Annotated in this window: 20 protein-coding genes and 1 pseudogene; 4 read left to right on the forward strand and 17 right to left on the reverse strand. The window is 67.5% G+C overall.

Annotated features, from left to right (window positions below; genetic code table 11):
* Nucleotides 1–18: 18 nt before the first annotated feature.
* The 3 genes from guaA to folD form a co-directional block, all read right to left on the reverse strand.
* Nucleotides 19–1,587: a glutamine-hydrolyzing GMP synthase gene (gene guaA, locus ACW11F_RS04345; protein WP_456995643.1), complete on the reverse strand. Its 1,569-nt coding sequence runs from the start codon at nt 1,585–1,587 to the stop codon at nt 19–21.
* 80 nt (nt 1,588–1,667) lie between these two features.
* Entirely contained in the window at nt 1,668–3,128 is a 1,461-nt protein-coding gene (gene guaB / locus ACW11F_RS04350) for an IMP dehydrogenase (protein WP_456995644.1), read from the reverse strand.
* A gap of 91 nt (nt 3,129–3,219) precedes the next feature.
* Entirely contained in the window at nt 3,220–4,083 is an 864-nt protein-coding gene (gene folD / locus ACW11F_RS04355) for a bifunctional methylenetetrahydrofolate dehydrogenase/methenyltetrahydrofolate cyclohydrolase FolD (protein WP_456995645.1), read from the reverse strand.
* A 65-nt stretch (nt 4,084–4,148) separates the two neighbouring features.
* Between folD and ACW11F_RS04360 the strand changes: the two genes are divergently transcribed.
* Nucleotides 4,149–4,946 carry an alpha/beta hydrolase gene (locus ACW11F_RS04360; RefSeq protein ID WP_456995646.1) on the forward strand — a complete coding sequence of 266 codons (798 nt, stop codon included), beginning with the start codon at nt 4,149–4,151 and terminating at the stop codon, nt 4,944–4,946.
* 50 nt (nt 4,947–4,996) lie between these two features.
* Here ACW11F_RS04360 and ACW11F_RS04365 read toward each other — a convergent pair whose 3' ends face one another.
* From ACW11F_RS04365 to ndk, 10 genes and pseudogenes are all read right to left on the reverse strand, one after another.
* Complete coding sequence (locus ACW11F_RS04365) at nt 4,997–5,398, reverse strand: DUF1428 domain-containing protein (protein ID WP_456995881.1); 402 nt, start codon at nt 5,396–5,398, stop codon at nt 4,997–4,999.
* An 18-nt stretch (nt 5,399–5,416) separates the two neighbouring features.
* A pseudogene (locus ACW11F_RS04370) lies at nt 5,417–5,713 on the reverse strand (DUF1428 domain-containing protein); the annotation flags it as partial.
* A 74-nt stretch (nt 5,714–5,787) separates the two neighbouring features.
* On the reverse strand, nt 5,788–6,867 hold the full coding sequence (gene moeB / locus ACW11F_RS04375; protein WP_456995647.1) for a molybdopterin-synthase adenylyltransferase MoeB: 1,080 nt from the start codon (nt 6,865–6,867) through the stop codon (nt 5,788–5,790).
* 2 nt (nt 6,868–6,869) lie between these two features.
* Entirely contained in the window at nt 6,870–8,270 is a 1,401-nt protein-coding gene (gene der, locus ACW11F_RS04380; protein WP_456995648.1) for a ribosome biogenesis GTPase Der, read from the reverse strand.
* A gap of 4 nt (nt 8,271–8,274) precedes the next feature.
* The gene (gene bamB, locus ACW11F_RS04385; protein ID WP_456995649.1) at nt 8,275–9,459 is read right to left on the reverse strand and encodes an outer membrane protein assembly factor BamB; all 1,185 of its coding nucleotides are present in this window, start codon (nt 9,457–9,459) and stop codon (nt 8,275–8,277) included.
* A 47-nt stretch (nt 9,460–9,506) separates the two neighbouring features.
* Nucleotides 9,507–10,127 (reverse strand): YfgM family protein, encoded by a 621-nt coding sequence (locus ACW11F_RS04390; protein WP_456995650.1) that lies wholly within the window; start codon nt 10,125–10,127, stop codon nt 9,507–9,509.
* 96 nt (nt 10,128–10,223) lie between these two features.
* On the reverse strand, nt 10,224–11,027 hold the full coding sequence (locus ACW11F_RS04395; RefSeq protein WP_456995651.1) for a helix-turn-helix domain-containing protein: 804 nt from the start codon (nt 11,025–11,027) through the stop codon (nt 10,224–10,226).
* Entirely contained in the window at nt 11,024–11,836 is an 813-nt protein-coding gene (locus tag ACW11F_RS04400) for a type IV pilus biogenesis/stability protein PilW (protein WP_456995652.1), read from the reverse strand. The genes ACW11F_RS04395 and ACW11F_RS04400 overlap by 4 nt, the downstream gene beginning before the upstream one ends.
* Nucleotides 11,826–13,004 (reverse strand): 23S rRNA (adenine(2503)-C(2))-methyltransferase RlmN, encoded by a 1,179-nt coding sequence (rlmN, locus tag ACW11F_RS04405; protein ID WP_456995882.1) that lies wholly within the window; start codon nt 13,002–13,004, stop codon nt 11,826–11,828. Before rlmN ends, ACW11F_RS04400 begins: the two co-directional genes overlap by 11 nt.
* 72 nt (nt 13,005–13,076) lie before the next feature.
* Nucleotides 13,077–13,502 carry a nucleoside-diphosphate kinase gene (ndk, locus tag ACW11F_RS04410; RefSeq protein ID WP_456995653.1) on the reverse strand — a complete coding sequence of 142 codons (426 nt, stop codon included), beginning with the start codon at nt 13,500–13,502 and terminating at the stop codon, nt 13,077–13,079.
* 233 nt (nt 13,503–13,735) lie between these two features.
* Between ndk and ACW11F_RS04415 the strand changes: the two genes are divergently transcribed.
* From ACW11F_RS04415 to ACW11F_RS04425, 3 genes are all read left to right on the forward strand, one after another.
* Nucleotides 13,736–14,356, forward strand: a complete 621-nt coding sequence (locus ACW11F_RS04415) for a TetR/AcrR family transcriptional regulator (protein ID WP_456995654.1) — start codon at nt 13,736–13,738, stop codon at nt 14,354–14,356.
* A 66-nt stretch (nt 14,357–14,422) separates the two neighbouring features.
* The gene (locus tag ACW11F_RS04420) at nt 14,423–16,795 is read left to right on the forward strand and encodes a 3-hydroxyacyl-CoA dehydrogenase/enoyl-CoA hydratase family protein (protein ID WP_456995655.1); all 2,373 of its coding nucleotides are present in this window, start codon (nt 14,423–14,425) and stop codon (nt 16,793–16,795) included.
* A 26-nt stretch (nt 16,796–16,821) separates the two neighbouring features.
* Entirely contained in the window at nt 16,822–18,030 is a 1,209-nt protein-coding gene (locus tag ACW11F_RS04425; protein WP_456995656.1) for an acetyl-CoA C-acyltransferase, read from the forward strand.
* A gap of 75 nt (nt 18,031–18,105) precedes the next feature.
* Here ACW11F_RS04425 and ACW11F_RS04430 read toward each other — a convergent pair whose 3' ends face one another.
* From ACW11F_RS04430 to ACW11F_RS04445, 4 genes are all read right to left on the reverse strand, one after another.
* On the reverse strand, nt 18,106–18,468 hold the full coding sequence (locus tag ACW11F_RS04430; RefSeq protein ID WP_456995657.1) for a hypothetical protein: 363 nt from the start codon (nt 18,466–18,468) through the stop codon (nt 18,106–18,108).
* A gap of 221 nt (nt 18,469–18,689) precedes the next feature.
* Nucleotides 18,690–19,592 (reverse strand): UTP--glucose-1-phosphate uridylyltransferase GalU, encoded by a 903-nt coding sequence (gene galU, locus ACW11F_RS04435; RefSeq protein WP_456995658.1) that lies wholly within the window; start codon nt 19,590–19,592, stop codon nt 18,690–18,692.
* 1 nt (nt 19,593) lies between these two features.
* Entirely contained in the window at nt 19,594–21,507 is a 1,914-nt protein-coding gene (locus ACW11F_RS04440; protein ID WP_456995659.1) for a polysaccharide biosynthesis protein, read from the reverse strand.
* Nucleotides 21,504–22,505 carry a lipopolysaccharide biosynthesis protein gene (locus tag ACW11F_RS04445; RefSeq protein ID WP_456995660.1) on the reverse strand — a complete coding sequence of 334 codons (1,002 nt, stop codon included), beginning with the start codon at nt 22,503–22,505 and terminating at the stop codon, nt 21,504–21,506. The genes ACW11F_RS04440 and ACW11F_RS04445 overlap by 4 nt, the downstream gene beginning before the upstream one ends.
* Between the last annotated feature and the right edge of the window lie 4 nt (nt 22,506–22,509).

The following is a 22,509-nucleotide window of genomic DNA, read 5'->3' on the forward strand; positions in this document are numbered from 1 at the left end:
CGCGCGCCGGTCAGCGCCTCATTCCCACTCGATCGTCGCCGGGGGTTTTCCGCTGATGTCGTAGACCACGCGCGAGACGCCGCGCAGTTCATTGATGATGCGGTTGGAGACCTTGCCGAGAAAGTCGTACGGCAGATGCGCCCAGTGCGCGGTCATGAAGTCGATGGTTTCCACCGCGCGCAGGGCGATGACCCATTCGTAGGCGCGGGCGTCGCCGACCACGCCGACCGACTTCACCGGCAGGAACACGGCAAAGGCCTGGCTGGTCTTGTCGTACAGGCCGGCCTTGCGCAGCTCGTCGATGTAGATGTGGTCGGCCTGCGCCAGCAGTTCGGCGTATTCGCGCTTGACCTCGCCGAGGATGCGCACGCCCAGGCCCGGGCCGGGGAACGGGTGGCGGTAAACCATTTCGCGCGGCAGGCCAAGCTCCACGCCGAGCCGGCGCACTTCGTCCTTGAACAGTTCGCGCAAGGGCTCGACCAGGCCCAGCTTCATGTCCTCGGGCAGGCCGCCGACGTTGTGGTGGCTCTTGATCACATGCGCCTTGCCGGTGCCACTGCCGGCCGATTCGATCACGTCCGGGTAGATGGTGCCCTGCGCCAGCCACTTGGCGTTGTCCAGCCTGGCCGATTCTTCATCGAAGATTTCGACGAACAGGTTGCCGATGATCTTGCGCTTGGCCTCGGGATCGGTGACGCCGGCCAGTGCCTGGAAATAACGTTCGGCGGCATCCACGCGGATCACCTTGACGCCGAGGTGTTCGGCGAAGGTGGCCATCACCTGGTCGCCTTCCTGCCAGCGCAGCAGGCCGGTATCGACGAACACGCAGGTCAGCTGCTCGCCGATGGCGCGGTGCAGCAGGGCCGCCACCACCGAGGAATCGACGCCACCGGACAGGCCGAGGATGACATGGTCGCTGCCGACCGTCTCGCGCACGCGGGCGATCTGGTCCTCGATGATCTGTGCCGGCGTCCACAGCGTGCGGCATTCGCAGATGTCGGTGACGAACTGGCGCAGCAGCGCCTCGCCACCGCGGGTATGGGTGACTTCCGGATGGAACTGCACGCCCCAGATGCGGCGCGTCTCGTCGGCGAAGGCGGCGATGTCCAGACGCTCGGTGCGCGCGGTGACGGCAAAGCCGGGCGGCGCCTGCGCGACATGGTCGCCATGGCTCATCCACACATTGGCGCCATCGGGCACGCTGCGCAGCACCGAGAGCAGGCGATCCTCACCCACCAGTTCCAGCTCGGCATGGCCGAACTCGCGCTGGTTGCCGGCCTCGGTGGCACCGCCCAACTGGCGCGCCAGCGCCTGCATGCCGTAGCAGATGCCGAGCAGCGGCACGCCGGCATCGAACACCTGCTGCGGGATGCTAGGGCAGTTCGCCGCCAGCGTGGACTCGGGGCCACCGGAAAGCACGATGCCCTTCGGCGCGAACGCGGCGATGTCGTCCGGGTCATGATCCCAGGCCCAGATTTCGCAATACACGCCGATCTCGCGGATGCGGCGCGCGATCAGCTGGGTGTACTGCGCGCCGTAATCGAGGATCAGGATCCTGTCGCGATGGATGTCGATCGGCTGGGACATGTCGGGGTTCCGGAAAGGCCGCGGACCCGGCGCCGGATCCGCGATGGCGGGGCAACGCGCCGCGCGTGGCGGCAGGCGGTTCAGCCGGCGCGGTAGTTCGGCGGTTCCTTGGTGATCTGCACGTCGTGCACGTGCGATTCGCGCATGCCGGCACCGGTGACCTTGACCATCTGCGGCTTGCGGCGCATTTCTTCCACGGTGGCGCAGCCGACATAGCCCATGGTGGCGCGCAGGCCACCGGCCAGCTGGTGCACCACCCCGGCCAGCGGACCACGGTACGGCACGCGGCCTTCGATGCCTTCGGGCACCAGCTTGTCGGCCTCGGCGCTGTCCTGGAAGTAACGGTCCTTGCTGCCCTTCTCCATCGCACCGAGCGAACCCATGCCGCGATAGCTCTTGTAGCTGCGGCCCTGGTACAGCTCGTATTCGCCGGGACTTTCCTCGGTACCGGCGAACAGGCCGCCGATCATGATCGTGGACGCGCCGGCGGCGAGGGCCTTGCCGAGGTCACCGGAATAGCGAATGCCGCCATCGGCGATCAGCGGGATGCGGTCCTGCAGCGCCTCGGCCACCATCGAGATCGCGGTGATCTGCGGCACGCCGACGCCGGCCACCACGCGCGTGGTGCAGATCGAGCCGGGGCCGACGCCGACCTTGACCGCATCCGCGCCGGCATCGAGCAGCGCCAGCGCCGCTTCGGCGGTGACGATGTTGCCGCCGATCACCTGCAGCTTCGGGTAACGCTTCTTGGCCCAGGCCACGCGTTCGATCACGCCCTGCGAATGGCCGTGCGCGGTATCGACGATGATCGCGTCCACTTCCGCCGCCACCAGCGCCTCGATGCGCTGCTCGGTGTCGCCACCGACGCCGACTGCGGCGCCGACCAGCAACTGCTCGTCCACATCGTAGGCGGCGTTCGGATTGTCCAGCTTCTTCTGGATGTCCTTCACCGTGATCAGCCCGCGCAGCGCGAAGTCATCGTTGACCACCAGCACCTTCTCGATGCGGTGCTTGTGCAGCAGCGCCATCACTTCTTCGTCGCTGGCGTCTTCCTTCACCGTGACCAGCTTTTCCTTGCGCGTCATGATGTTGTAGACCGGATCGTCGAGCTTCTTCTCGAAGCGCATGTCGCGGCTGGTGACGATGCCGACCAGCTGCCCGTCGCGATCCACCACCGGCACGCCGGAGATGTTGCGCGCACGGGTCAGCTTGAGCACCTCGCCGATGGTGGTATCGGGGGTAACGGTGAACGGCTCGCGGATGATGCCGGATTCGAAGTTCTTGACCTGACGCACGCTGTCGGCCTGGTCCTGCCAGCTCATGTTCTTGTGCAGGATGCCGATGCCGCCGAGCTGGGCCATGGCGATCGCGAGGCGCGCATCGGTCACCGTGTCCATCGCCGCGGATACCAGCGGCAGGTTCAACTTCAGGGAATTGGTCAGCTTGCTGGCCAGCGAAACCTCGTTGGGCAGCACCGTGGAATGGGCGGGAACCAGCGAGACGTCGTCGTAGGTGAGCGCTTCGGCCAGGATGCGGAGCATGGTGTGTCCGGCGGCATTGGGAAGCGCGTCATTCTACCGCAAAGCGCTGCCTGCAAGCGGCCCCGGTGGGTGATTCGTGCCGGGCGCGGGCTCAGTCCGCGTCGCCGAGTTCGGCCGCTTCCAGCGTGTTGCGCATCAGCGTGGCCACGGTCATCGGCCCGACGCCACCGGGCACCGGGGTGATCCAGCCGGCGCGTTCGACCGCGGCGTCGAAGCCGACATCGCCGACCAGACGCCCATCATCGGTGCGGTTGATGCCGACATCGATCACCACCGCGCCGGGCTTGACCCACTCGCCCGGCACCAGCGCCGGCTTGCCGACCGCGACCACCAGGATGTCGGCGTTGCGCACCGAGGCTTCCAGCACTTCGGGCGGGGTGAAGCGGTGGCAGCAGGTCACCGTGCAACCGGCGATCAGCAGTTCCATCGCCATCGGCCGGCCGACATGGTTGGAGACGCCGACGATGGTGGCGTTGGCGCCGCGGATCGGCTCGCCGGTCGCCTTGAGCAGGTGCATGATCCCGCGCGGGGTGCACGGGCGCAGACCGAACTGGCGCAGCGCCAGGTGGCCGACGTTCTGCGGATGGAAGCCGTCGACGTCCTTGCGCGGGTCGATGCGCTCGATCAGCCGCGAAGCATCCGGGATGCCCGGCAACGGCAGCTGCACCAGGATGCCGTCCACCTCGGGGTCGGCGTTGAGCTGGTCGATCAGCGCAAGCAGGTCGGCTTCGGTGGTGCTGTCGAGGTTGTAATCGAGGGTGCGGATGCCGACGATGCCGGCAGCGCGGCGCTTGTTGCGCACGTAGGACTGCGAGGCCGGATCATCGCCGACCAGGATCACCGCCAGCCCCGGACGTGGCTTGCCGGCGGCGACACGGGCATCGACCTCGGCTTTCATTTCCAGCAGGGCTTCATCGGCGATGCGTTTGCCGTCAAGGATGCGGGCGTGGCTCATGGGCTCGGGGCCGGTGGCGAAAACACCGCGCTATTATCACCGATCCCCTGCCGGGGCCAGACCACATGGGGCATCCTGCCGTGCCAGCGACCGCGCGCTTCATCCTCGTCGCACTCGCCGTGCTCGCGGCCCTGTACGCCCTCGCCTGCACCTGGATGTTCCTGCGCCAGCGGCAACTGCTGTATTTCCCGCAGCACACACGGGTGCCGACGGAGCAGACCGATTTCGCCCTGCAGCGGCCCGATGCGGTGCTGCGCGGCTGGCAGCTGCGCACACATGCGCGCGACCCGATCCTGTATTTCGGCGGCAATGCCGAATCGGTGCAGCATGCGCGCCACGCGTTCGCGGTGTGCTGCGGCACGCGGCCATTGTACTTGCCGGCCTATCGCGGCTATGGCGCCAGCGATGGCGAGCCGGCGCGCGATGCCTTGCTGGCCGACGCCCTGGCCCTGCATGACGAGGTGGCGCGACGCCATCCGGGCCAGCGCATCAGCGTGGTCGGGCGCAGTCTGGGCAGCGGCATCGCCGCGCATGTGGCCAGCCAGCGCCCGATCGACCGCCTGGTGCTGGTCACGCCGTATGACCGCATGCGCCACCTTGCCCGCCTGCACATGCCCTGGCTGCCGGTGCGCTGGCTGCTGCGCGAGGATTACGACAGCGCCGGCTGGTTGCACGACGCGCGCATGCCGATTCTGGTGATCCGCGCCGAGCACGATCACGTGGTGCCAGCCGCCAGCACCGACGCCTTGCTGCACGCGCTGCCGAAGGCGCAGCTGACCGAGGTCACCGTGCCGGGCAGCGACCATGACAGCGTTTCCGAACACCCGGTCTGGCATGCGGCATTGAGCGAGTTCCTGCGCTGAACCAAGGCTCATGCCCCCGCGGGGCGCAGTCATCGCCTGCGCGCCGTGGCTCAGCCTTCGAGCAACGGGCGGAAACCACCCCAGAACATGCGCCGCCCGTCGAACGGCATCTCGTTTGCCTCCGTCTCGGGGTCGGCCATCAGCGCCTGCCAGGCATCGTCGCGGGTGGCCTTGTCCGGCCACTGGATGAACGAGAACACCACCGCTTCCCCGGGCTCGGCCAGTACGGCGCGACGGAAGTCGGTGACGCGGCCCTCCGGCACGTCATCGGACCAGGTCTCGACCACGCGCAAGGCGCCCGCTGCCGCGAACGTGTCCGCGGTTTTCTTCGCAAGGTCGAGGTAGGCCGCGCGGTTGTCCTGCGGCACCGGCAGCACCATGCCGTCGACATAACCGGCCTCCGCCGTGCCATCGCCCACGTCGAGGATCGCGGCGAAACCGCCGAAGATCATGCGCTGGCCGTCGAATGGCATCGATTCCCCCAGCGCGCGCATCTGCGGGTCATCCGCCAGCGCGCGATTGGCCGCATCACGTGCCGCACGGTCGGGATACTCGAACCAGCCGAGCACGATGCGCTCATCCGGCCTGGCCTGCACCGCACGACGGAAATCCGTGCGCGAGCCGTCGGCGATCTCGTCTTCCCAGTTTTCCACCATGCGCACGACGCCGTGCTGCCTCACCAGCTGCAACGCTTGGCGTGCATGTTGCAGGTACGCCGCCTTGTCGTCACCGACGACGGCGCTGACGAAGCCTTCGAAATAACTCATCGGCGGGCTTCCGGTACGGAGGCTCGACTATGCGCCCGGCCCCATGATTCGCTGGTGAAGGTGCGGCTGCCGGCTCAGCGACGTGCCGCGCTGCCGCAGGCGGGGCAGTCCGGATCGGCATGCAGCCGCGCTTCGCGCCAGCGCATGGCGAGGGCGTCGAACTGCAGCAGGCGTCCGACCAGCGACTCGCCGATGTCGAGAATCAGCTTGATCGCTTCGGTGGCCTGGATCAGGCCGATGATGCCCGGCACCACGCCCAGCACGCCGGCTTCGGCGCAATTGGGGGCGTCCACCGGCGCCTCCGGGAACAGGCAGCGGTAACAGGGCGAGACGCCAGGCTGGCGGCCGGCATCGAACACGCTGGCCTGGCCACGAAAGCGCTCGACCGCACCATAAACCAGCGGTTTGCGCAGGCGCAGGCAGGCATCGTTGGCGAGGTGGCGCACGCGGAAGTTGTCAGCGCCATCGATCACCACGTCGGCATCGGCCAGCAACGCATCGATATTGTCCTGCTCGATGCGCTGCTGCACCGCTTCGATCCGAATCTGCGGGTTGAGCGCCAACAGGCGTTCCCGCGCCGAGGCCACCTTGGCCTGCCCGATCGCCGCATCGGTGTGCAGGATCTGCCGGTGCAGATTGCTGCGCTCGACGCTGTCGTCATCCACCACGCGCAGCTGGCCGACTCCGGCCGCGGCGAGATAGAACGCCGCAGGCGAGCCCAACCCTCCGGCACCGACCAGCATCACCCGCGCTGCGGCGAGGCGCTGCTGGCCCTCGATGCCGACATCGGGCAGGCGCATCTGGCGCGAATAGCGATCGAGGAAATCCGCCGGCAATGTCGATTCTTCCATGGGCAGATCGGCATCGGCCCACGCCTGCGCGCCGCCCTCGACGCTGGCGACATCGACGTACCCCTGCTCCAGCAGCCGCTGTGCCAACGCCAGCGAACGCACGCCACGCTGGCACAGGATCAGTAACTCGCCTTCACGCGGCAGGTGTGCGCCGGCGTCTTCGAGCAGCTCGTCCTGCGCCAATGCGCGTGCGCCCTGCGGCATGCCGGCGGCGCGTTCGCTCGCGTCGCGGATATCGATCAGCCGGGCGCCTTCGCATACGCGCTGCCAGGCCTGTCGTGGACTGATGCGGCGCGGCTGCATCCTCAATCCTTGCGCTTGACGTGGCGCAGCAGACGGCGCTTGCGTGCGCGCTGGCGTTCGCTCAGCGGGTTCTTGCGATCCTTGTACGGGTTCTCGCCTTCCTTGAACACGAAACGCACCGGCGTGCCGACCAGCTTGAAACGCTTGCGGAAGAAGTTTTCCAGATAGCGCCGGTAACTGTCGGGCAGCGTGCGCAGGCGGTTGCCGTGCACGATGAAGGTCGGTGGATTGCTGCCGCCGGGATGGGCAAAGCGCAGCTTGGGCGAATGGCCACGCACGCTCGGGGGCGGGTTGGCCTCGACCGCCGCTTCCATCGCCCGGGTGACCTCGCTGGTACCGAACTCGCGATTGGCCGAAGCATGCGCGCGATGCACCGCACGGAACAGTTCGCGCAGACCGGAGCCGTGCAGCGCGGAAATGCGCACCGCCTCGGCCCAGTCGACGAAACCGAGCTTGCGGGCGAGCAGCGCCTCGGCCTGCTCGCGCTGGTACTGGCTGAGGCCATCCCATTTGTTGACCGCGATCACCAGGGCGCGCCCGGCATCGAGGATCGCGCCGAGCACGCTGGCATCCTGGTCGGTCACGCCCTCGCTGGCATCGAGCATCAGCACCGCGACCTGGCACTGCTCGATCGCCTGCAGTGTCTTCACTGCGGAGAACTTTTCCACCGCCTCGTCCACCCGCGAGCGGCGGCGCAGACCGGCGGTATCGATCAGCCGGTACTTGCGTCCGTCGCGCTCCAGATCCACCGCGATCGAGTCGCGCGTGGTGCCGGGCACATCGGAGGCGATCATGCGTTCCTCGCCGAGGATGCGGTTGACCAGGGTCGACTTGCCGACGTTGGGCCGACCAATGAAAGCGATGCGGATGCGCTGCGGATCGTCATCCGGATCCTCGGCCTGCCCTGCCTGCGGCAGGCGTGGCAGGATTTCCTCGACCAGTTCCTCGACGCCGGAACGGTGCGCGGCGGCGGTCGGCACCATGTCGGCGAATCCGTAACGGGCGAACTCGCCCAGCGCCTGACGGCTGTCGATGCCGTCGGTCTTGTTCACCGCCAGCAGCACCGGGCGCCCGGACTTGCGCAGCCAGGCGAGGATTTCGTCATCCAGTGCCGAGGGCCCTTCGCGGCCATCGACCACGAACACCACCAGATCCGCCTCGGCGGCGGCGGCGCGCGCCTGCCGCGCGGTGGCGCCGGCCAGGCCGGCTTCATCGCCGGCGATGCCACCGGTGTCCACCAGCACGAAAGGCTGCCCTTCATGCAGGCGGCAGACGCCGTACTGGCGGTCGCGGGTGACGCCGGGCTGGTCGTGTACCAGCGCGTCGCGGCTGCGCGTCAGGGCATTGAACAGCGTGGACTTGCCGACATTCGGCCGTCCCACCAGCGCGACGGTCGGCAACATGGCGTCATTGCCCCAGGCGCCAGGCGCTCAGTCCGCCCTCGATGTCCTGCACCAGCACCAGATCGCCGGCGGTCACCGGCTGCGCGCGGATCGGCTTGCGCCCGGCGCGGCTGCGTGCGCTCATGCGCCCGTCCTCGAGGCTGAACCAGTGCAGATAGCCCTCGGCATCGCCCACCACCACGTGGCTGCCCTGCACCGCGGGTGCGGTCAGTTGGCGGCGCGGATAGGAAGGCTGCTTCCACATCGGCGCACCGGATTGCGCATCCAGCGCCCACACCACGTCCTGGGCATCGGTCAGCGCAAGGCGACCATGGCCAAGGCCGAGGCCACCGCCACCGCCCTGCATCTGCGCCCACAACGGCCGTCCGGTCGGCGCTTCGAAGGCCATGGTCTGACCCTTGAAGCTGGAGGCGTACAGCGTGGCGTCGTTCAGCAGGGGCGCGCCATCGACATCGTTCATGCGATCCAGTTCGCTGCGGCCTTCGGCCTGCGCCACGGTGAACTCCCACAGCTCGGCACCTTCGTTGGCAGACAACGCGACCGCCTTGCCGCCATCGGTGCCGAGGAACAGATAGCCCGGGCCGAGCGTCATCGCCGAATTGCCGCGCACGGTCAGTGCCGGCATGTCCGCCTGCCAGGTCCAGCGCGGCTGGCCGCTGGCGGCATCGAAGGCAGTCACCCGGCCATCGTTGGAACGCACGAACACCAGCCCGCCGCCCACCGCCGGCGCGGCGATGACTTCGTTCTGCACCCGCGCGCGCCAGCGCTCGCTGCCGCTGTCGGCATCCAGCGCGACCACTTCACCATCGAGGTCACCGACCACGACGAGGCCGTCTCCGGCACCGGGGCCACCGGCGTAGCGCGCGTTTTTATCGCCGCTCCAGCTCCACAGTGTCTGCCCGCTGGCGAGGTCGATCGCACGCACCGTGGCACCTGCGGCCGCGGCATACACCCGACCATCCACCACCACCGGGTGCTGGCGTGCACCACTGCGGCCCTCGCCCTTGCCCAGATTGACACTCCATACCCGCTGCGCCTGCACCGTGGGGCTGAACTCGACCAGCGCCGCGGGCTTGGTTTCGGCCGTCTTCTTGCTGGTGAACCAGCCCTTGACCGTGCTGCAACCAGCCAGTGCAAGCACGCAGGCAGCGATGCCGAGCATGCGGAGGATGGGACGGTGTTGACGCATTGGTGAGTTCCTTGGGTTAAGGGGTGCGGGGGTGGCAACGGGCACGATCAGGGCGAGCCGGCCTGCCCACCCGCATCCGCCAGCTTGATTTCCACCACTTGACGCGCAGGTGAACCTTCTTCCAGCAGACGCAGGGCCTGGCGGTAGGCGTCACTCGCTTCCCCGGGCTTGCCCAGGCGCAATTGGGCATCGCCCAGCGTTTCGAGTGAAGCGGCATCTTCGGCGTCGCCGATCAGTTGCACCGCATCGGCCGCGCGATCGAGGGAAACCAGCAACTCGGCGCGGCGCTGGCGCAGCACCGCGGCCAGCGCGGGATCCTTGCTGTTGGCGCCTTCCAGGGTGGCAAGCGCGGCGGCTTCGTCGCCGGCATCGACCTGCGCGCGCGCCAACTCCAGCGCGCCCATCGCCGCATAGGGCGTCTTGGCAAGATCGCCCGCCAGCAGCTTCGCGGCCTGCTCCAGGTTGCCGGGCTCGGCCAGCACCGCCTCGAACTCGTGGTAACGCGCGGCTTCGGCGTCCCGGCCGTGCAAGCGGTGCTCCTGCCACTGCCCCCAGCCCCAGATCAGGGCGAAGCCGAGGCCCAGGCCACCGATCAGGCCAAGTGCGTTTTTCTGCAGCCAGGAACGGACGCGTTCGCCCTGTTCGTGTTCGTTGAGAAGCTCATCCATGGGAAATGCAATTCAGGGCCGCGCGATCGCGGCATCGGGAGGGGCCGCGCTGCGGCATCGGGACAGGTGCCGGCACATGGGCCGGCGGCACCCGCATCAACGGGATTCCACCGCCGGGGAGCCGTCAGAGGATACCGCAAAGCGGGCCACGTTCGACTTCGCCCACGGACTCATGTCCATGGCCTGGCCGGCGCGTGAAACATGCACCGCCGCGGCATTGCCGACCACCGCGCGCCCAAGGCGCCCGGCGGCGAACTCGCGCACTTCACCGGGTTTGATCAGGCCCTGCTCCAGCAGCTCGCCATCGCGGTCGAAGAACTGAACCCAGCTCTCACCCTCGAAGCGGAACACCAGCGGCGCCGCGACCGGTGCCGCCGGCTGGCGTGGCAAAGCCGCCATTGAAGCGGCCACCGCCTCGCGACGCTCGCTCACCGGCGGTGCACCGGTGCTGGTGGCCTCGACCTCATCCAGGTTGGCCACCACGGTGTCCGGCACCAGCGAGCGGGTCGCCACCATGTACACCGGGATGGCAAGGCCAAGCGTCATCACCGCATACACCACCTTGCTGCCAAGCTGGTTGAAGAAACGCTCCCAGGCAGAGCTGTGCTCATGGCTGATCAGCTGCACCGGCTGTGCGGGCGGCAGTTGCGCATGCGCCAGCAGCGGTTCGGGGTCGAGTTCAAGCAAGCGCGCATAGGTGCGCACCTGACCACGCACGAACACCGGCGCGCCAAGCCGATCCCACTCGCCCGATTCCAGCGCCTGCAGCGCGCGGATCGGCAGATGCGAGCGCGCGGCGGCCTGCTCCAGACTCATCCCGGCCCGGGTTCGCGCTTCGGCCAGGCGCTGGCCGCAGCTTGACTGGTTCTCGACCGCCGTCGAAAGGCTGTTTTCGCTCATGGGCTGGAACTCGGGGAAGCGTGATTCGGGAACTCCGTCGCCAGGCGCTGACGGTAGCGTTGCGCCGCCTGGTTGTCACCGAGGCGGGCTTCGACCTGTGACGCGATCGACAAAGCTTCGGCGCTGGGCCGTGCCGCTGCCAGGCGACGCTCGACGAAGGCACGCGCCTCCATCGCCTGCCCCTTGCGCAGCATCAAGCCGGCCAGGGTTTCCAGCGCCAGCGGGTTCTGCGCGTCGAGCGCAATCGCCTGACGCAGGTAGCGTTCGCCGCGCTCGGGCTGGTTGGCACGCAGCGCGCAGGCACCGGCATTGGCCAACGCATCGGCCCGCGCCTGGCCACCCAGGCCTGCCTGCGCGTAATCGAAGTACTCGAGCGAACCGGCCGCATCGCCGTTGGCACACAGCCAGGCCCCGTAATTGCCGGTTTCCGCCGCGCCGCCGCCGGACAGTTCCGCGGCCTTCTTGAACAGGCCACCGGCCTCATCGCTGCGCCCGCGCCGGCTCGCCACCACCGCCAGCAGGGTGTGTGCATCCACCGACGCGGAAGACTTGCGCAGGGCGGCGCGTGCGTGCTTTTCCGTGGTGGCCAGATCATCCACCGCCAGCGCGGCACTGGCCAGGCGGATGTCCTCGGCGGCGTCCGCACGCGCCTTGACTTCCGGACCGTCGCGCGCGATCACCGGACGCCGCACCTGTTCGACGCGCGTCTTCTTCATGTTCGGCTTGACGAAGGTCAGCCGGTTGCACGCCGGCAGCGTGGCCAGCAACAACAGCGCCAAGCCCAGGGTGAGGATGCGTTCAGGCGTCATGTCGCCTCCCGCTGGCCGCAAGGCGGCGTGCATGTTCGGCCTGGCGCCGGGTGCGGTCGAGCACCTGGCCCTTGAGCTGGCCGCAGGCGGCATCGATGTCATCACCACGGGTGCGTCGCAACGGTGCGACCAGGCCGGCATTGTTCAGCACCTTCTGGAAAGCACGGATGTCGGCATCCGGCGAACGCGTGTAGCGCGTGCCGGGGAACGGGTTGAACGGGATCAGATTGACCTTGGCCGCGTCCTTCATCTGCACCCGGCGATCGAACTCGCGCATCAACCCGGCCAGCGCGCGCGCATGCTCGGGCTGATCGTTGACGCCCTGCATCAGGGTGTATTCGAAGGTCACCGACTCGCCCTTCTTGCGCAGCGCGTAACGCACGCAGGCGTCCATCAACGTGGCGATGTCGTATTTGCGGTTGAGCGGCACCAGCTCGTTGCGCAACTCGTCGAACGGCGCATGCAGCGACACCGCGAGCGAAACGTCGCTGGCTTCGGCCAGGCGATCGATCATCGGCACCAGGCCCGCGGTCGACAGCGTCACCCGCTTGTTGGCCAGGCCATAGCCGAGGTCGTCGCGCATCACGCTCATCGCGGTGACCACGTTGTCGAAGTTCATGAGCGGCTCGCCCATGCCCATCATCACCACGTTGGTGACGCGGCGCTGGCGGTGCGGCACATTGCCCAGCTCGCGTGCCGCGACCCAGACCTGGCCGATGATCTCGGCCGCCGACAGGTTGCGGTTGAAGCCCTGGGTGGCGGTGGAGCAGAAGGAGCAGTTGAGCGCGCAACCGACCTGCGAGGACACGCAAAGCGTGCCGCGGCCCTTGTCCGGGATGTAGACGGTTTCGATGGCGTTGCCGCCATCCATGCCCAGCAGCCACTTGTGCGTGCCGTCGGCGGAGCCCTTGTCGAACAGGGTATTGGGCACCACGATCTCGGCGCGATCCTCCAGCTTGGCGCGCAACGCCTTGCCGAGGTCGGTCATCTCTTCGAACGAGGTGGCGTGGCGATGGTGCAGCCACTTCATCACCTGCGCGGCGCGGAAGCGCTTCTCGCCCAGTTCCTCGACGAAGAAACGCTCCAGCCCGGCCCGGTCCAGGTCCAGCAGGTTGCGCCGTTGCACGGCCGCCTGCGCACCCGGGCTTGTCCGGGTGTCAGGCTGCATCGGCACGGAGGGCTCGATCTGGTTCACGTGATCCTGTTGCTGCCGCGCGTGGCGGGCCGTGGTGGCCGGCGATCAGCGCGGGCACACCTCGTCGTTGGTGAAGAAATAGGCGATCTCGGTCGCCGCGTTTTCCAGCGAATCCGAACCGTGCACGGCGTTGGCATCGATGGATTCGGCGAAGTCGGCACGGATCGTGCCCGGTGCGGCTTCCTTGGGGTTGGTGGCGCCCATCAGCTCACGGTTCTTCGCCATCGCGCCCTCGCCTTCCAGCACCTGGATCATCACCGGGCCGGACACCATGAAGTCCACCAGCGCGTTGAAGAACGGACGCTCGCGATGCACCGCGTAGAAGCCCTCGGCTTCGTCGCGGCTGAGCTGCTTCATCTTCGCGGCCACGACCTTGAGGCCGTTGTCCTCGAAGCGTGAATAAATCTTGCCGATCACGTTCTTGGCGACCGCGTCGGGCTTGATGATGGACAGGGTGCGCTCCAGCGCCATGGGTGTTCTCCGTTTTGAAGGCGGTCGCGGCAACCTCCCGCGACCGGGTTTGAGGGGCAAAGCCTCGCGGATTCGCGGACTTAGGCAACTTATCGCGAACAGTCTAACGAATGCTTGACGCCGCGTACACAGCAAATCCCGCCGTATTCACGGGTTTCGATGCTGCGTCGCAGCATGCGCAGGCCCGCGCGGGCGGCTAAAGTCAATCAGTCGTTTGAATCGATCGTTGCAACATGGCCTCCGCCCAGTTCAGCACCAAGGACCGCATCCTCGACGCGGCCGAACGCCTGTTTGCCCGCCAGGGTTTCGCCGCGACCTCGCTGCGCGAAGTCACCGGCGACGCCGATGTCAACATCGCCGCAGTCAATTACCACTTCGGCAGCAAGGACAACCTGATCAACGAAGTGTTCCGCCGGCGCATGGATCAGATGAGCCAGGCACGCAGCCAGCAGTTGAAGCAGGCGGTGAAGGATTCGCCAGGCTCGATCGAGGCGATCCTGCGCGCCTTCGTCGGCCCGGCGCTGGCGGTCAGCCACGAGCGTAATGGCGTCGCCTTCATCCGCGTCATCGCGCGTGCCTATGCCGAACGCAATGACGGACTGCGCGCCTTCCTCTCCTCGCGCTACGGCCATGTGCAGCGTGAATTCGCGCAGGCGCTGGCCGCCTGCCTGCCGCAGCTGGGCAAGGAACAACTCTATTGGCGTCTGGATTTCGTCGCCGGTGCGCTGACCTATGCGATGGCCGACTTCGGCGCCATCAAGCGCCCGTCCGGGGTGAGTGAAGCCGAACACCGGCAACGCGCCGCCGACGAATTGATCGCCTTCGCCGCCGCAGGACTCAAGGCCGACGGCTGAGCACGCATCTGCCATTTTCTTCCACCCACGGCACGCCACGATGGCCTGCCATTCCCGGAGACCGACATGACCGACAAACTCCTGATCCGCCGCGTTGCCGTGCTGGGGGCCGGCGTGATGGGCGCCCAGATCGCGGCCCAACTCGTCAACGCCGGCATCGACACCGTGCTGTTCGACCTCGCCGCCAAGGAAGGCGACAAGAACGGCATCGTCAACAAGGCCATCGCCAACCTGGGCAAGCTCTCGCCGGCACCGCTCGGCGTGAAGTCGCTGGCCGATGCCATCGTGCCGGCGAATTACGATGACGACCTGGAACAGCTGCAGGGCTGCGACCTGATCATCGAAGCGATCGCCGAGCGCATGGACTGGAAGCAGGACCTGTATCGGCGCATCGCGCCGCACGTGCCGGCGCATGCGGTGCTGGCCTCCAACACCTCGGGCCTGGGCATCCATGCGCTGGCCGACGTGCTGCCCGAGCAGTTGCGGCCGCGCTTCTGCGGCGTACATTTCTTCAACCCGCCGCGTTACATGTACCTGGTCGAACTGATCCCGACCCGCCACACCGATGACGCGGTGCTGCGCGGGCTGGAGACCTTCCTCACCAGCCAGGTCGGCAAGGGCGTGGTCATCGCGCGCGACACGCCGAACTTCATCGGCAATCGCATCGGCGTGTTCTCGATCCTCGCCACCATGCACCACACGCGCGAGTTCGGTCTCGGCTTCGATACCGTCGATGCATTGACCGGGCCGTTGCTCGGCCGCCCCAAGTCCGCGACCTACCGCACCGCCGACGTGGTCGGCCTGGACACCATGGGGCATGTGATCCGCACCATGGCCGAGACCCTGCCGGACGACCCCTGGCACCGCCATTTCAAGGCCCCTGACTGGTTGCAGGCGCTGGTGGACAAGGGCGCGCTCGGGCAGAAGACCGGCGCCGGGATCTACCGCAAGGACGGCAAGGCGATCAAGGTGCTCGACCTCGCCGGCGGCGAGTACGTCGATTCGAACATGCAGGCCGATGCGGACGTGGTCGCCATCCTCAAGCAGCACGACCCGGCGAAGAAGTTCGCCGAGCTGCGCGCCAGCCCGCACCCGCAGGCGCAGTTCCTGTGGGCGATCTTCCGCGACCTGTTCCATTACAGCGCCTTCCACCTGGCCGACATCGCCGAGACCGCGCGCGACGTCGACCTCGCCATCCGCTGGGGCTATGGCTGGAAACTCGGCCCGTTCGAAACCTGGCAGGCCGCCGGCTGGAAGCAGGTCGCGCAGTGGATCGCCGAGGACATCGCCGCGGGCAAGGCGATGAGCGATGCGCCGCTGCCCGACTGGGTGCTGGCGCGCGACGGCGTGTACGGCGCCGAAGGCAGCTTCAGCCCGGAGCGCGACGCACTGGTTCCGCGTTCCGACCTGCCGGTGTATGCACGCCAGCGCTTCCCCGACCCGGTGCTGGGCGAAGTGGCGACCGCGGGACGCACGGTATGGGAGAACGAGGGCGTGCGCCTGTGGGTGGATGAAGGCGAGGACATCGCCGTGCTCGGCTTCAAGACCAAGCTCAACACCGTCAACGACCATGTGCTCGACGGCGTGCAGGAAGCCATCCGCATCGCCGAGCGCGACTTCCGCGGCCTGGTGATGTGGCAGGATGCCGAACCGTTCTCCGCCGGCGCCGATCTCGCCGGTGCGCTGGGCCTGCTCAAGGACGGCAAGGTCGACCAGTTCGAGGCGATGGTCGCCAACTTCCAGAAAACCAGTCAGGCGATCAAGTATTCGCTGGTGCCGGTGGTGGCCGCGGTGCGCGGCCTCGCGTTGGGTGGTGGCTGCGAGTTCCAGATGCACAGCGCACGCACGGTGGCGCATCTGGAAAGCTACATCGGCTTGGTCGAAGCCGGCGTCGGCCTGCTGCCCGCCGGTGGTGGACTCAAGGAGTTCGCCCTGCGCGCGTCGCAGGCCGCCGGTCCCGCGGGCGACGTGTTCGCCGAACTGAAGAAGGGCTTCGAGGCCGCGGCCATGGCCAAGGTGTCGACCTCGGCACTGGAGGCGAAGGAACTCGGCCTGCTGCGTGCGGACGACCGCGTGGTGATGAATGCGTTCGAACTGCTCACCGTGGCCAAGTCCGAGGCGCGCGCGCTGGCTGACGCCGGCTGGCGTCCGCCGCTGCCGGCGCGGCGCATCCGCGTTGCCGGCGATGTCGGCATCGCCACCTTCCGCATGATGCTGGTCAACATGCTGGAGGGTCGCTTCATCAGCCCGTACGACGACGAGATCGCCACCCGTATCGCCACCATCCTGTGCGGTGGCGAGGTCGAGCGCAATTCGCTGGTCGACGAGGACTGGCTGATCCGCCTCGAGCGCCGCCACTTCGTCGAACTGGCGCAGCAGGAAAAGACCCAGGCCCGCATCGCGCACATGCTCGAAACCGGCAAGCCGCTGCGCAACTGATCGCCGTGACGACAAGGAAACAAGACATGAGCAAACAAGTACAGGACGCCTACATCGTCGCCGCCACCCGTACTCCGGTTGGCAAGGCGCCCAAGGGCATGTTCCGCAATACCCGCCCCGACGACATGCTGGCGCATGTGCTGAAGGCGGTCATCGCCCAGGCGCCGGGCATCGATGTCTCGCGCATCGACGACGCCATCATCGGCTGCGCCATGCCCGAGGCCGAGCAAGGCATGAACGTGGCGCGCATCGGCGTGCTGCTGGCCGGCCTGCCCAATACCATCGCCGCGCAGACGGTCAACCGCTTCTGCTCGTCCGGGCTGCAGGCGGTGGCGATGGCCGCCGACCAGATCCGCCTGGGCAATGCCGATCTGATGCTGGCCGGTGGCACCGAGTCGATGTCGATGGTGCCGATGATGGGCAACAAGATCGCTCTCTCGCCGCAGGTGTTCGCACGCGACGAGAACGTGGCGATCGCCTATGGCATGGGCATCACCGCGGAAAAGGTGGCCGAAGAATGGAAGGTCAGTCGCGAAGCGCAGGACGCATTCGCCGCGGCCTCGCATGACAAGGCGCTGGCGGCGATCGCGGCGGGCGAGTTCAAGGACGAGATCACGTCGTACGAGATCGTCAGCCGCGTGCCCGACCTTGCCACGGATCGCATCCTGACCCGCAGCCACACGGTGGACACCGACGAAGGCCCGCGCCCGGGCACCACGCCGGAAACGCTCGCCAGGCTGCGTCCGGTGTTCCGCAACGGTCAGTTCGGCGGCACCGTCACCGCCGGCAACGCCTCGCAGATGAGCGATGGCGCGGCCGCGATCCTGCTGGCTTCCGAACAGGCGATCAAGGACCACGGTCTGACTCCGCTGGCGCGCTTCGTCAGCTTCTCGGTCGCCGGCGTGCGCCCGGAAGTGATGGGCATCGGCCCGGTCGCGGCCATTCCCAAGGCACTGGCCCAGGCCGGCCTGAGCCAGGATCAGCTGGACTGGATCGAACTGAACGAAGCCTTCGCCGCACAGGCGCTGGCGGTGATCGGCGACAGCCAGCTGGATCCGGCCAAGGTCAACCCGCTGGGCGGCGCCATCGCGCTGGGCCATCCGCTGGGCGCGACCGGCGCGATCCGCACCGCGACGATCGTCCATGGCCTGCGCCGGCGCCAGCAGAAGTACGGCATGGTCACCATGTGCATCGGCACCGGCATGGGTGCAGCGGGGATTTTCGAAGCGTTGTGAACCGACCGCCGAAACGCATGGGGCCGCGCTGGATGCGCGGCCCCGTGAGGCGGCACGAGATTGTCGCGCGCAAGGTCAGTCCCCTGCTTCGCCGCCGGGCAGCGGCGTGACCTGCAGCAGGCGGAAGCTCCCCTGGGCCGCCTCCCGCTCGAGGTTTCTGCCCCGGACACTGCGACAAACGATATGCGCCATGCGCGTGCCGACCGGACGTTCGCGCCGGCACACGACCTGATCGTCTTCGCTCTTCTGCTTCACCATCGCGGCGATGGCCTCCAGCGCGTTGTGTGCGCGGATGCGGCCTTCCATCGGCAACTCGCCGACCAGTTGCCTGCCACTGAGCAGTTCGACGACCAAATGGCGATGCTGCTCGAATTCGCGCTTCTGCGCCGCGCTCAATTGTGCCAGCGCGGCATCGCCGGATTTGATCCGCTGGCCCATGGCATCAAGGTCCGCGAGGATCAAAGCCGCGTCGTTTGTATCGGTGCGAATGCAGGTGTCGCCCTATGCCTGGGCCACCTGCGGCACGGCCGACATGGCGACGGCGAATGCCGAGGAAATGACGGAAACCGCAATCAGTCGACGCATGGCCGTGAGACTCTGGGTGTGATGTTGATCAACTCAAGCATGGCCTGCGCCGCGGTTGCAAACTGCCACGGCGATCACTGCGATTCGACCACACCCAACTCGTCCAGTGCGCGCTGCATCAGGCCGCGCGCTTCCTGGCTGAGCTTCTCGTGATCCAGCGCGTAGCGGATGGTGGCTTCGATCAGGCCCAGATGGGTGCCGCAGTCGAAGCGCGTGCCATGGAAGCGGAATGCATCGACCCGCTCGTGCTCGAGCAGCGTGGCGATGGCATCGGTCAACTGGATTTCGCCACCGGCGCCGCGCCCGGTGTGTTCGAGCAGGCGGAATATCGTCGGTGACAGCACATAGCGACCGACCACCGCCAGGGTACTCGGTGCCTCGGCCGGATCGGGCTTTTCGACAATGCCACGGATACGTCCGGCCTGGCCGTCGAAGTCCGGCGCATCGACGATGCCGTAACTGCGTGTCTGCTCGCGTGGCACGTCCTGCACCGCGATCGCGCTGCCGCCGTTGCGCGCGGCATGCTCGGCCATCTGCTTGAGCGCTCCATCGCCGCGGCTCCAGATCAGGTCATCGGGCAGCAGCACGGCGAATGGTTCGTCGCCGACCACTTCCCGCGCGCACAGAACGGCATGCCCCAGTCCCAGCGCCTCGGGCTGGGTGACGAAAATCGCGCGCACACCCTCGGGCAGCACGTGGCGGATCATGTCCAACTGCGCCTGCTTGCCGGCCTTCTCCAGCTTCTGTTCGAGCTCGTAGGCCTTGTCGAAATAATCCGCCACCGCGTGCTTGTAGCGATTGGTGATGAATATCAGGGTGTCGCAGCCGGCGTCGATGGCCTCGTCCACCGCGTACTGGATCAGCGGCTTGTCGACGATCGGCAGCATTTCCTTGGGCACGGTCTTGGTGGCGGGAAGAAAACGCGTGCCGAGGCCGGCGACCGGGAAGACCGCCTTGCGGATGCGTGGATGCGGCATGTCAACTCCTGCGACTGCGGCGCCCGGGGAACGGCACCACGATGGTCTGGGTATGAGGGGCAGCGTGCTCGGCCGGCACGAACTCCGGCAACGAAGCCTTGAGCAACGTGACCAGGGCGGCTTCGTCGTATTCCGCCACCGCCTCGCGCATCGCCTGCACCGTCTGCATCAGGGTCGACACGCTGAAACTGCGGTTCTGGCCCTGCAGGATCTTCGGATGCGCGGTGGGCCGGTAGCCCTCATCGGCGTGGAACAGGTTTTCGTGCAGCTTCTCGCCACCACGCAGGCCGGTATACACGATCGCGATGTCGCGTCCCGGTTGCTTGCCGGCAAGCCGGATCATCTGCTCGGCCAGGTCGCGGATTGCCACCGGCTCACCCATGTCCAGGGTGTAGATGGCATCGTTGCCACCGCGCATCGCCGCCGCCTGCACGATCAGCTGGCAGGCCTCGGAAATGGTCATGAAGTAACGGGTCACGTCCGGATCGGTCACCGTCACCGGCCCGCCCATGCGGATCTGTTCGCGGAACAGCGGCACCACGCTGCCGGCCGAGTCGAGCACATTGCCGAAACGCACGGTGACGAACTGCGTGTTGCCCTGCGCCGCATGTGCCTGGCAGACAAGCTCGGCCATGCGCTTGCTGGCACCCAGGGCATTGACCGGATCCACCGCCTTGTCGGTGGAAATCAGCACGAAGGCATCCACCCCATGCGCCACCGCGCATGCGGCCAGGGTGTCGGTGGCGAGCGCATTGTTGCGTACTGCCTCGCGCAGCTGGTCCTCCAGCACCGGCACCTGCTTGTACGCCGCGGCATGGAAGATCGCCTGCACCGGCGCCTTCTGCAGGGCATGCCGGACCACCGCCGGGTCGCCGCAATCACCCAGTACCGGCAGGCAAGGCAGGTTCGGGAAGTCGCGCTTGAGCTCCTGCTGGATGCGCATCAGCGACAGTTCGTCCTGCTCGAGCAGGGTCAGGTGTGCGGCGCCGTTGCGCGCGCATTGGCGGCACAGCTCCGATCCGATCGAGCCGCCGGCACCGGTGATCAGCACACTGCGGCTGCCCAGCCAGCTGCGGATGGCCTGCCAGTCCGGCGGCACCGGGTCGCGCCCGAGGAGGTCTTCGATCGCGACTTCCTTGAGCTCGCCGGGCAGGAAGCGACCACTGAGCACGTCCTGCAGCTTGGGCACCATGCGGAACGGCAGACCGGTCGATTCGCATACCGCGATCACCCGCTGCATCTGTGCCGGGGTCAGCGATGGCATCGCGATCACGATCAGGCGCGCCGCGGTTTCGCGGGCGATGGTCGCGGCGTCCTCGATGGCGCCCAATACCGGCACGCCATGGATCAGGGTGCCACGCAGGCTGGCCGCGTCATCCAGCACCCCGATCGGGCTGTAGCCCTCGCTGCGCTTGAGGTCGCGGATCAAGGCTTCCCCGGCCCGTCCCGCACCGAGGATCAGGATGCGGGTACCGGCGCTGTCACGGCGGAAGGCGGCACTGTCCTTGATCGCGCGATACAGCAAGCGCGGCAAGCCCAGCAACGCGGTCAATGTCACCGGGTACAGCACCAGCACCGCGCGCGGCACGCCGTGCATGCGGTTGTAGAAGAACAATCCGATCACGATCGCCAGCAGCCCGAACAGGCTGGCCTTGAGCAGGTTGGCAAGGTCGGGGACGCTGGCGAAGCGCCACAGGCCGCGGTACAGGCCGACGCGCTGGAATACCAGCGCCTGCAAGACCAGTACCAGCAACAGGGCACCCTGATCGAGCGAGGGCAGCACGCCATCGGCTTCGAGGCTGTAACGCAGCCAATGCAGGCCCAGCCAGGTCACTGCCACCATCAGCAGGTCATGCGCCGCGATCAGCAGCCGCGGCGCCGCGGCACTCCATCGCTCCCGCAATTGCAACTTCATCCGCAATCCGCTCCTTTGGGCACGAATCTGCGTCCTGCCACGGCCCCTATGGTAATCAGCAACACGTACCAGAGCAGCACCACCACCCCTTGAGTACCGGCCGAAATGCGATCCACTTCCGTCTTGTACAGGGCATGGGCGAGTAAAACGCCGGTGAAAGTGAATAGTGCGTAACCGAAGGTGACTCCCACGTGAGCGCCGCGGTGGCGCGCCCAGCGCTGGTAGAAATGCCGAGAGTGCGCCTGCCACCAGCGCTCGCCGCGCCACATGCGCGCCAGCAGGGTCAGGCCCGCATCCAGCAGGAACGGTGCCAGTGGCAGCAGCAGCCAGCCACCGGCTCGCAGATCATGCGCGGCCAGCGCCGCCCACAACCAGGCCAGTGCCAGGCCCAGGCTGCCACTGCCGACATCGCCCATGAAAATGCGCGCCCTGGGGAAGTTCCACGGCAGAAAGCCGGCGCAGATGGCCGCCAGCGCCAGCGCGAACGGCTGCCACGGCCCGGCCAGCAACCCGGCCGCGGCCAGTGCGACCAGCAAGGCCTGCGACGCCGCGATGCCATTGATGCCGTCCATGAAGTTCCAGAAATTGACCAGCACCAGGCTCAACGGGAACAGGCCCAGCCACAGCCACCATGGCCAGCCCAGGCGCGCACCGGCCCAGCACAGGCTGGCCGCCGCCACCGCCTGCACCAGCAGTCGCAACCTCGCCGACAGCGGGTGGTGGTCGTCCCACCAGCCGATGCCACCGACCAGCACGAGCGCCAGGATCAACCCGGGGGCCGCCGGGCGCACGGCGGAACATCGCCATGCCATCGCCAGCACCACGCCGAGCAGCACCAGCAGCATGGCGATGCCACCGCCGCGCGGCGTGGGCAGGCGGTGATTGCGACGCGCTTCGCCGGGATGATCGATCAGTTGCCGGTGCAGCGCGTAGCGCCGCGCCAGGGCAACGCCTGCCAATGTCGCCAGTGCCGGCAGCCACAGCCATGCCGCACTCATGGCT

Source organism: Luteimonas sp. e5 (assembly GCF_054031035.1).

Bases quoted from the DNA above. Each gene is read 5' to 3' on its own strand.
- ACW11F_RS04420 (WP_456995655.1), top strand. From the start codon at position 14,423: ATGACCGACAAACTCCTGATCCGCCGCGTTGCCGTGCTGGGGGCCGGC.
- rlmN (WP_456995882.1), bottom strand. From the start codon at position 13,004: ATGCAGCCTGACACCCGGACAAGCCCGGGTGCGCAGGCGGCCGTGCAA.
- ACW11F_RS04425 (WP_456995656.1), top strand. From the start codon at position 16,822: ATGAGCAAACAAGTACAGGACGCCTACATCGTCGCCGCCACCCGTACT.
- galU (WP_456995658.1), bottom strand. From the start codon at position 19,592: ATGCCGCATCCACGCATCCGCAAGGCGGTCTTCCCGGTCGCCGGCCTC.
- bamB (WP_456995649.1), bottom strand. From the start codon at position 9,459: ATGCGTCAACACCGTCCCATCCTCCGCATGCTCGGCATCGCTGCCTGC.
- ACW11F_RS04430 (WP_456995657.1), bottom strand. From the start codon at position 18,468: ATGGGCCAGCGGATCAAATCCGGCGATGCCGCGCTGGCACAATTGAGC.
- ACW11F_RS04395 (WP_456995651.1), bottom strand. From the start codon at position 11,027: ATGAGCGAAAACAGCCTTTCGACGGCGGTCGAGAACCAGTCAAGCTGC.
- ACW11F_RS04415 (WP_456995654.1), top strand. From the start codon at position 13,736: ATGGCCTCCGCCCAGTTCAGCACCAAGGACCGCATCCTCGACGCGGCC.
- ndk (WP_456995653.1), bottom strand. From the start codon at position 13,502: ATGGCGCTGGAGCGCACCCTGTCCATCATCAAGCCCGACGCGGTCGCC.
- ACW11F_RS04365 (WP_456995881.1), bottom strand. From the start codon at position 5,398: ATGATCTTCGGCGGTTTCGCCGCGATCCTCGACGTGGGCGATGGCACG.
- ACW11F_RS04440 (WP_456995659.1), bottom strand. From the start codon at position 21,507: ATGAAGTTGCAATTGCGGGAGCGATGGAGTGCCGCGGCGCCGCGGCTG.
- ACW11F_RS04400 (WP_456995652.1), bottom strand. From the start codon at position 11,836: ATGACGCCTGAACGCATCCTCACCCTGGGCTTGGCGCTGTTGTTGCTG.
- moeB (WP_456995647.1), bottom strand. From the start codon at position 6,867: ATGCAGCCGCGCCGCATCAGTCCACGACAGGCCTGGCAGCGCGTATGC.
- ACW11F_RS04360 (WP_456995646.1), top strand. From the start codon at position 4,149: ATGGGGCATCCTGCCGTGCCAGCGACCGCGCGCTTCATCCTCGTCGCA.
- guaB (WP_456995644.1), bottom strand. From the start codon at position 3,128: ATGCTCCGCATCCTGGCCGAAGCGCTCACCTACGACGACGTCTCGCTG.
- folD (WP_456995645.1), bottom strand. From the start codon at position 4,083: ATGAGCCACGCCCGCATCCTTGACGGCAAACGCATCGCCGATGAAGCC.
- ACW11F_RS04445 (WP_456995660.1), bottom strand. From the start codon at position 22,505: ATGAGTGCGGCATGGCTGTGGCTGCCGGCACTGGCGACATTGGCAGGC.
- guaA (WP_456995643.1), bottom strand. From the start codon at position 1,587: ATGTCCCAGCCGATCGACATCCATCGCGACAGGATCCTGATCCTCGAT.
- der (WP_456995648.1), bottom strand. From the start codon at position 8,270: ATGTTGCCGACCGTCGCGCTGGTGGGACGGCCGAATGTCGGCAAGTCC.
- ACW11F_RS04390 (WP_456995650.1), bottom strand. From the start codon at position 10,127: ATGGATGAGCTTCTCAACGAACACGAACAGGGCGAACGCGTCCGTTCC.